Here is an 8,311-nt window from a genome sequence, read left to right as displayed (position 1 = left end):
AAGGCGTGGCTTCAGGAGCATAGCAGCGCTATGTAACTGAAGCCGCAACGCGGCAGGCAGGAAAAATGGCAAGCGAGATGCGACAGTTCAGAGTTGACACGACGCTAGCGTTTAAACAACATGAATAATCCTTCCGGTATAAAATTTTCCAGGGAATCTTGTGACTTTTCGCGGAACCAAGAGCCATGGGACATATCACTCATTAGAGCTCGAAAACGGGGCATGAAACGCCTGCCCTTATCTTTTTGACAACATTTCCCGAAAGGAGCCGCGTCACCCTGTTTTTATGGCCCTCCAACACAATCAGAGCGCAATCCTCTTCAAGGGCAACGGCGACAATTTTTTCCGCGGGTTCACCATACTCCAGCCGTATATCAATGGCGATTCCACTCTGCGAGGCGATTTTTCTCACGGCCTGCATATACTCATCCTTGCCTCCCTCAATAACCTCCCGGAGATTACCGATGCCGGTGAGATGCAACTCCCCTTCATATAGAGGCAATACCTTGAGCGCGATCAGGCGTATCTTTTCCTTATCGGGACAGGTCAACTTGATCGCCTCGGTGACCAGGTCAGGAGAGTTGTTGATCACCACCAATATATTTTTTCCAACAGGGGTATAAGTTTCGGACGAGTCCCGCCTTGCGGGACTCAACTCAGCTTTCTTTCTCATCATCCATTCAATTCCTTGCAGGCGATTTCTATTTTTTCAAGGAGTTCATCCAATTCGATCGGCTTCAGGCAATAGTCGCCGGCCCCGTATTCCAGACCGCGCAACCCGGTCTGCATTGAGGCATGCCCGGTCAGCATGATGACCGCCATTTCGGGCCAACGCTGTTTTATTTCACGCAGGCATTGGATGCCGTCCTTGCCGGGCATCATGACATCAAGCACCACGACATCGGGCCAACCGGTTTCAAGCACACCAAAGGCCTCGTCGCAACAGGCAGCGCTTTGCGCGCCATACCCGCGCCGAACAAGGCGCTTTAGAGCGGTCTCCAGAAAATCCGGCTCGTCATCAACAAAAAGGATATTGAGCGATTGTTTCATATGCGCGTCTCCTTCAATTCCGGTGCGATTATCGTATCGATGTCGGTCAAAATTTTCCGCTGGTATTTGCCGACCATTTCCTGATCGTCCATGACCATGTCGATCTGGCGGGTGTGGATCAGCAGGTAGCCGAGGATCTTCAAGCGTGGCACCAGATAATCCGTTGATTTTTTCTCGATTCGAGCGGTCAGAGCGTCAACCTTCTGCTCGACCCGAAAATCGTACTGCTCAAGGATATTCCGCAAGAGCTGAACCCGGATAAACCGGCGGCCCTGGTCGGCGGCCCCGCCCTTGAACTGGAAACTTATATAATTTTCGGTGAGCAGATCGCTTAAATGGGCTTCCACAAGGGCGAAATGGTAGCCAAGCCGCACGTTCAGATTGCAGAAGTTTTTCGAAATCATGAAAAAATTGCGGGTGGTCAGGCCGGAGCGCACCGCCGGATCGAGTTCCCGGTTCATGGTTGATTGAAAAAGGATGGCGCCAAACCCTTTCAAGCTCACCGGCGGCGGCCCCTGCCAGGGGATGGCGGTCATCCCCTCCCAGAGAGCCAGCATGGGGGGGGAAACAATCTGGTCTATGTTGACGAATTTTCCCCGGTGGTCAAAGCCCTCCGCAAAGCCGTCGTCAAGATCGATGACCCACCATTGGAAGGGCGTTTCCCCAACCAGTTGCTTGGCCGCCTTTTCCGAAAAATGAAACTTCGCCCCGAACGAGAACATTTCGGAGACGGCTTTTTCATGGCAAAAGCGGGTCAGGTCATGCAGGGTTGTGCAGGAAGATGGGCGAAAATATATCGAGGCCGGGTCGGTAAGATGGAGCGGGGTGATGTGCCGCAGCACCTCGGTCAGCACCTTGTGCATCGGGCTGCCCTTCATCAGGTCCGGCTGCCGCCCGGAGCGGGCCAGCAAATCGTCGCGCCTGCCGTTATGAATGTGGCCCGCGGCGGCATCGACGGTAATAATCTGATCGTTATGAAACATGGATGTCGCCCCTTTCACCCCGAAAAGAGCGGGAATCCCGAATTCCCGGGCGACCGTGGCCAGATGCGCCGCGACCTGCCCGGTTTCGCTGATGATCGCTGCCGCTCTCGGCAGAAGCGCCGCCCAATCCGGCAGCGGATGTTCGACGACCAGGATGGCTTCCTTGGGGAACCGCAGCAGATCCAGATCGGAACGGACAATAAAAACAGGCCCGGAGGCGATTCCGGGACTCACCGGTACGCCCCCCCCAAGCAATGTATCCTTGCCGGGGGCCATGTTTCTTTGGCAAGATTCCTGCGGGATGGTCCCGTTTTGGCCGAGGGGACGGCTCTGCAGGATCATCAATCTGTCTTGCCCGTCAATGGCCCATTCGATATCCTGCGGCGCCCCGAAATGAGTTTCCAGGCGAAGAGCGGCATCAACCAGTTCCCGCAATTGAGCGGCCGAGAGAATGGGTTCCCCGGCGGGACTTGCGCGGCATTCTTGCGCCAGAATGTGGTGATCGGCTCGCCGGCTCACCTGATACATATCCGTATCGCTGCTGCCATCGACAACCTGGCCGGCCATTCCTTGCGCGGCAATGACAACCGCGTATGGGCTGCGCAAATCCGCCGGCGCGTGCGAATAGATGACGCCGCCGATCCTGGCCTCCACCATGGCCAGGCAACCGACGCACATGGTGACGTCCTGATGCCGGAATCCCCGTTGCAGCCGATAGATAATCGCCTGGCTCCTGTACTTGCCCGCTATGATTTCCTTATAGGTTTCGACCAGCAGATCTTCATCGACATCCAGCCGGGTCCGGTACTGGCCGGCAAAAGAGGCGCGACCGCTGTCTTCGCCGATGGCGCTGGAGCGCATGGCCACCAGAAGCCGATGGCCGGACCTGTCGGCCAGTCGTTCATAGGCGTTGCCGATCTCCCGTTCGAGCTCTTCGGGCAGGGGTGCTTTCGTGATCAGTTGCTGGATGGCCGCGCTTGTCGTGTACAGCTCTTCGAGATTATCCGTGTGGCAGATGGTCAGGAGCCGGTTGATTTCATCGCGGAGCCCGCTGTGGGCGAGAAAAGCACGGGAAGCGGACGCCGTAATCACGAAACCATCGGGCACCGAAAGCCGCACCCGGTTGCGGATCTCGCCGAGATTGGCCATCTTTTCACCGACCAGATCGGCGGACTCCTTGTCAATCCGGTCAAATCCCACCACAAAAGGGCAATCGACGACCGCGGGCTGTCTGTCCAGGATTTCCTGCAGGTTTCCGGACACAACATTGAAGGCCTCGGTCAACCCGCCATATCTGCCGCCGGCAAGCTCCTGCAGCCGCTGAATCATTTTGAAAACGTTCACATCCACGGCAGTGCAGCGGCCGCGGACAAAGGTCATTCCGAACGGACGACCGCTGTTGAGGGTCTGCTCCATCTCCGCCATCAATTCGAGGGCAATGTTATTGGCGGTAAGCAGAGCCCGGAATTTCCGGTAGTTTTCCCGAAACAATTGGCGCAGGGCGTGAATATCTTGGTCAAGCGGCCGCCCGCGGCCGAAAAAACCTGCAAGAATCTCTGGAAGACGTTTGAAACCCGGCATAACTCACTTTTCTATCAATATTTTTCACGTAGAAACATGCTTTCCCATTGTTATACCAAAAGGGCATAAGTTTCGTAAGTACCCTAAAGGGCATAAAAGCAGACGAGCTGCTCAACTAAACCTGAATCCGTGAGCGTTCGAGAACGGTGCAGATGCAAGGCGGCAACGATGTTGATTATACTAATGGTATATCAACGAGTTGCCAACGCGGCAGATGCACCGTTATCGGGCGCCCCGCAGGGCGGCGGGGTGAATCATGGCTCCCCTTGGGAAAAACGCTTATTTAATGCAATTACAAGCTGATAAAGTGAAATCCCCCACGAAGCCGTCACGGATTCAGGCTAAAGCTTTATCACCTGCGGACTACCAAATAAAAAGCGGCATCAGGGGCCGAGAAATGTATCGACCCTGATGCCGCTCCTGCAACGCGCACAGAGGGGAGTGGTCTCCGGCGCAGCGCTTCATCAATGCTCCAGCTTCAATCCCCAGCCCTCGAACATAAAGAGGATGGAAAAGCCGAACCACAGTGTATACAGCACATATCCCGCCAATGAGGCGATGACAATGCCCAGCTTGGATTTGATATCCTCGGCCTGGATGCCGTAGTAATTATAGGCCGGCTCCACCGCCTTGGCCTGTACCTGATTGACGATCTTGGCCTCCTTGAACATCTTCTGTTTGTTGAGGTTCTTTTCCGCGGCGCTCATGGCGTTCCACAGGTCATACAGGGCCTGTTTGGCGTCATAGCCGTACTTGGCGGAAATTTTTTCGCCGTTATTATTGAACATGGCGTCGGCATCTGCGATTACATCCGCCAGGATCGCCCCCAGATCTCCACTTACCTTGACGTTCTCCCCTTCGACCGAGACCGTGGTCTGGGCCTCATCGATTCGAAAAAGGCGGGCGGTCCGCTCGGCCTGGGCGCCGTCCTCGGCCTTGATGGTCAGATCAACCTGCCGGCCTTCAAAAGGTTTGATCTTTTCCTGCATGGTCGGGATATAGTAGGCCGATTTCTTGGAAATGGTATTGTAGAGGTTGTCCATGTAATTGAGAATATTGTCGCCGCCGCCGAATATCGGCGACATGCCGATGGCAAAAACAATCCAAAAGGCGATGAACAACAACAGTCCGCCGGTAAATTCCTTTTTATGGGCAATCATGCGTGCACCTCCTCGCCCTTCAGCGTCTTGATATTCTTTAAAAATGTTCCGATTACCCAAACGGCGAAGATGGCGATGACCGCGAAAAAGAGATAGATGCCGATCTGTTCCAGTATCTTCGCAGTGGAGTCGGACATGGAGATAACCTCCATCTTGGCGAGCTTGCCGGGCAGGGCGAAGACCCGGTTGATGAAACCGGCCAATACCGCCATGGCATAAAAGCCGCGGATGGTGGTGCCGGAGACCACCTTGGTGACCAGGGAACCGATCTGGATGCCGACGAGCGAGCCGAGCAGCATGCCGATGGCCAGGGTGTAAAAGATGAAACCGTAGATGGCGTACTGGCCGAGACCGGCGTAACCGGCGGTAAAAATAATCTGGAAGATGTCAGTCCCTACCGTGGTGGCCGAGGAAACCCCGAGACCGTAGACAAAGATCGGGAAGGTCAGAAAACCGCCGCCGACCCCCATGATTGCCGCGGCCAGGCCGACGATGGCGCCGCTGATCACCAGAAAGATGGCGGATATCTTACGGCCGCCGGGCACCACGCCCTGGTCGAAATGGAGCATGGGCGGAATATTCATGCCCTGCAGTTTCTGGGAAAAGCCGGTCATCTCCTCTTCGCCTTTCTTGGACGTGGCCTGCTTGGTTTCCGGCGAGAAGGTGGCCTTGGCGGGTTTTCTGGCTTTCAGAAAATCAAGCAGGGCGTAGGTGCCGAGAAAGCCCAGCATGATGACATAGATTGTCGTGATGAAGGCATCGCTCAAGACCGGGTTCTTTTCATACAATGCCCGGTTGAGATACCCGCCTGCCGTGGCGCCGCCGATGGAACCGATCAGAAAGGTCCCGGCGAGAGAGACGGAAATATTGCCCAGTTTCCGGTGCAGGACGCTGCCCATGATCGCCTTGGCGAAGATATGAAAAAGGTCGGTGCCGACCGCCATAATACCCTTGACCCCCGCGCTCATCAGGGCCGGGGCGATGATAAAGCCGCCGCCGGCGCCGATGCAGCCGGTAATCAGGCCGGCCCCCAAGCCGACCCCGATAGAAGCAAAAAAGATTGAATTCGTGAAAAATGCCGGACTGTATGCTTTATGGCCGCCCAGAATATCCGGCAGCGCTCCGGCAATTTCTCCGGCGAAGGCTACGCCGCCGATGATGATTGGAATGAGCAGCAGGCCGAGAATGGCCAGCCTTCTGCGGTCCCCCATGATCCGTTGTGATGTTTCGATTTCCCATTTCGCGTGGGCGCGGGCGCCCATCATCATGAAATGGCCCAGTTCTCTGAAAAAGTTCATTTCTTGTTTCTCCTCCTGTTTGATTAATAATAAAAAAGTAATATTGAGTATTTTGAATGCGCTTCGCTGAACCTACCGGTTTCCATCTCAAGACGGTTCTGGGGATCCACGTGCCTGTTCTTCATTGCCGGCAAGCAGTTTTGCGAGAAGGTTTTCGAACTCTACCGGTTTAAGAAGATATTCGGCGGCCCCTTCCGCCAAACCTTTCTCTCCGGTGACAACCGAGGCCTGTCCGGTGAGGATCAGTACCCGGATCTCCGGCTTGATTCTTTTTATTTCACGCAACACCGAGTTGCCGTCCATGTCGGGCAAACCCATATCGAGCAACACCGCATCGAAGTTACCCTTCCGTACTGAATCGATGGCCGCACTTCCGTTGTGGGCCGCTTGACAGGGCACACTCCGTCTCCTGAGTCTTTTCATCATGGTGGAGACGAAATCTTCTTCATCGTCGACTATCAAAAGAGATGGGTTATTCATTGCATAAGCCCTTTGATATATCGCCTCTGGGGAGGCTTTTGGTGTCCGTTGATTTCCCGGCCGGGAGAACGACGGTGAACACACTTCCCCCTGTCTCCCCGTTTCTGGCCAGAATCTCGCCGCCAAGACGCTGCATGATGCTGTATGAAATGGAAAGGCCGAGCCCGGTGCCTTTTTCTTTTTCCTTGGTGGTGAAAAACGGGTCGAAGATCCTTTTGAGGTCATCCCCGGAGAGCCCCGGCCCGGTGTCCGCGAATTCAATGGTGAGTCTGTCGGCTGTTCTGCCGGTCGACACGGTTATCGCGCCATCTTCGCCAACGGCATCGATGGCGTTATTTAAAATATTGAGAATTACCTGTTGAAGCTGCGCTCCATCGCTGAACACCTGACCGATTTCCGAAAAATTTTTCCTGATCAGGATCCGGTGTTTCCGCGCTTCGTTTTCAAGAAAAGACACGGTTTCGTCCAGCAATTTGTTCAGGTCGACAAGTCCCCGTCCGCTCTCTTTGCGGGAAAAGCCAAGAAGCCGGTGAGTGATGGCGCTGGCCCTCTTCACCTGGTCCCTGATTTTACCGGCCGCATTCCTGTACTCTTTAAGGTTTTCCAACTGCCGTTCCCGGTCGTCATCAAGCAGCTCGTCAATCCAGCCGGCCTGATCGCCGATGATCTGCAACGGGTTATTGATTTCGTGGGCCACCCCAGCGGCCAACCGGCCGACCAGGCCCATTTTTTCGGCCTGGCGGATGCGGTTCAGCAAACCGATTCTCTGACCGTCGGCTTTTTCAATCTGGTTGACCATGGTGCGAATCAGTACCGTCGAGACCACGAGAATGATCAATGCGGCGCAGATAATGATCACAAAATCACGGTTTCTCGCCTGATAAAATTCCTTGAGCGAGGTGTCGATATCGGTTTTAAGCACCAGCAGCCAGGCACCGTTATTGAGCCGGGCTGTGGCATAAAGGCTGTTCTGCCAGGCGTGGACATCGCCTCCTTCTCCCGCCTGCATGAGCATGGCTTGCTCCGCCTTTGGCAACGCAGTCAGGCCAAGCCGACTCGGCGTCTGGAATTCACCTCCGATGTTAACGAGATAGGCGTCGCCGCCGGGGCCGACTTCGGCGCTTTCAAGCAGTTTATTGAATAGTTCCGAATTAACGGTGGCGCGCAACAACCACGACCGGTCCGGCGAGGCAACCGCGACCACAAAGTGCGGCACCCCTCTGAATCCTTCAAAAACATCACTGATGTATCTGCCGTTTTTCATCGCTTCCGAGAACCAGGGGCTGGCGCCATAATTCTTATCAAGCAGCTTTTGTTTGAATGGGCCGACATAGGCGAGATGACGGCCCGATTCATCAATCACGCCCAGATCGATGATGACCTTGCTGGAATTGATGGCTGCAAAAACTTTATTTAACGCCCCCGGTTTTTCCAGCTCGGCTTTCGAATGCAATGCAACCAGGCTTGAAAGAATATCCTCTTGACTGGACAAAAAGAGATCAATGACCTCCTTTCTGCTTTCCGCCAGACTGGCCAGTGACAGGGATGTCTGTTTCTGCCAGGATTGCCGGTAGAAATGTGACGATGTCCAGCTGATAACCAGAAGCGGTGTAAGCGAAATGACAATGACCAGCATCACGAACAGATTTTTCTGCCTGGCGTAATACGAGGTCTTGGAGCGCACTTTCAACGCGTCGGCGGGAATGGTGGCGCTGTACAATTTCATGCCCCGCTCCCCGCAACCTCTTCCCGATCAGGC

7 protein-coding genes are annotated in these 8,311 nt (G+C 54.8%); all 7 read right to left on the bottom strand.

Going from position 1 to position 8,311, the window contains the following annotated elements; genetic code table 11:
• Positions 1-202: 202 nt before the first annotated feature.
• Positions 203-676: a universal stress protein gene (locus tag P1P89_14185; protein ID MDF1592661.1), complete on the bottom strand. Its 474-nt coding sequence runs from the start codon at positions 674-676 to the stop codon at positions 203-205.
• Positions 673-1,050, bottom strand: coding sequence for a response regulator (locus tag P1P89_14180; GenBank protein MDF1592660.1), 378 nt, complete (start codon positions 1,048-1,050; stop codon positions 673-675). The genes P1P89_14185 and P1P89_14180 overlap by 4 nt, the downstream gene beginning before the upstream one ends.
• Positions 1,047-3,614 (bottom strand): PEP/pyruvate-binding domain-containing protein, encoded by a 2,568-nt coding sequence (locus P1P89_14175; protein ID MDF1592659.1) that lies wholly within the window; start codon positions 3,612-3,614, stop codon positions 1,047-1,049. The genes P1P89_14180 and P1P89_14175 overlap by 4 nt, the downstream gene beginning before the upstream one ends.
• 464 nt (positions 3,615-4,078) lie before the next feature.
• On the bottom strand, positions 4,079-4,774 hold the full coding sequence (locus P1P89_14170) for a hypothetical protein (protein ID MDF1592658.1): 696 nt from the start codon (positions 4,772-4,774) through the stop codon (positions 4,079-4,081).
• Entirely contained in the window at positions 4,771-6,072 is a 1,302-nt protein-coding gene (locus tag P1P89_14165) for a sulfite exporter TauE/SafE family protein (GenBank protein ID MDF1592657.1), read from the bottom strand. The genes P1P89_14170 and P1P89_14165 overlap by 4 nt, the downstream gene beginning before the upstream one ends.
• 87 nt (positions 6,073-6,159) lie before the next feature.
• Positions 6,160-6,552: a response regulator gene (locus tag P1P89_14160; GenBank protein ID MDF1592656.1), complete on the bottom strand. Its 393-nt coding sequence runs from the start codon at positions 6,550-6,552 to the stop codon at positions 6,160-6,162.
• Entirely contained in the window at positions 6,545-8,278 is a 1,734-nt protein-coding gene (locus P1P89_14155) for a sensor histidine kinase (protein MDF1592655.1), read from the bottom strand. The genes P1P89_14160 and P1P89_14155 overlap by 8 nt, the downstream gene beginning before the upstream one ends.
• Between the last annotated feature and the right edge of the window lie 33 nt (positions 8,279-8,311).

The sequence above is a fragment of the Desulfobacterales bacterium genome (assembly GCA_029211065.1).
In the GTDB taxonomy this organism is placed as follows: domain Bacteria; phylum Desulfobacterota; class Desulfobacteria; order Desulfobacterales; family JARGFK01; genus JARGFK01.
This window is presented reverse-complemented; position numbering and strand designations above follow the sequence as displayed.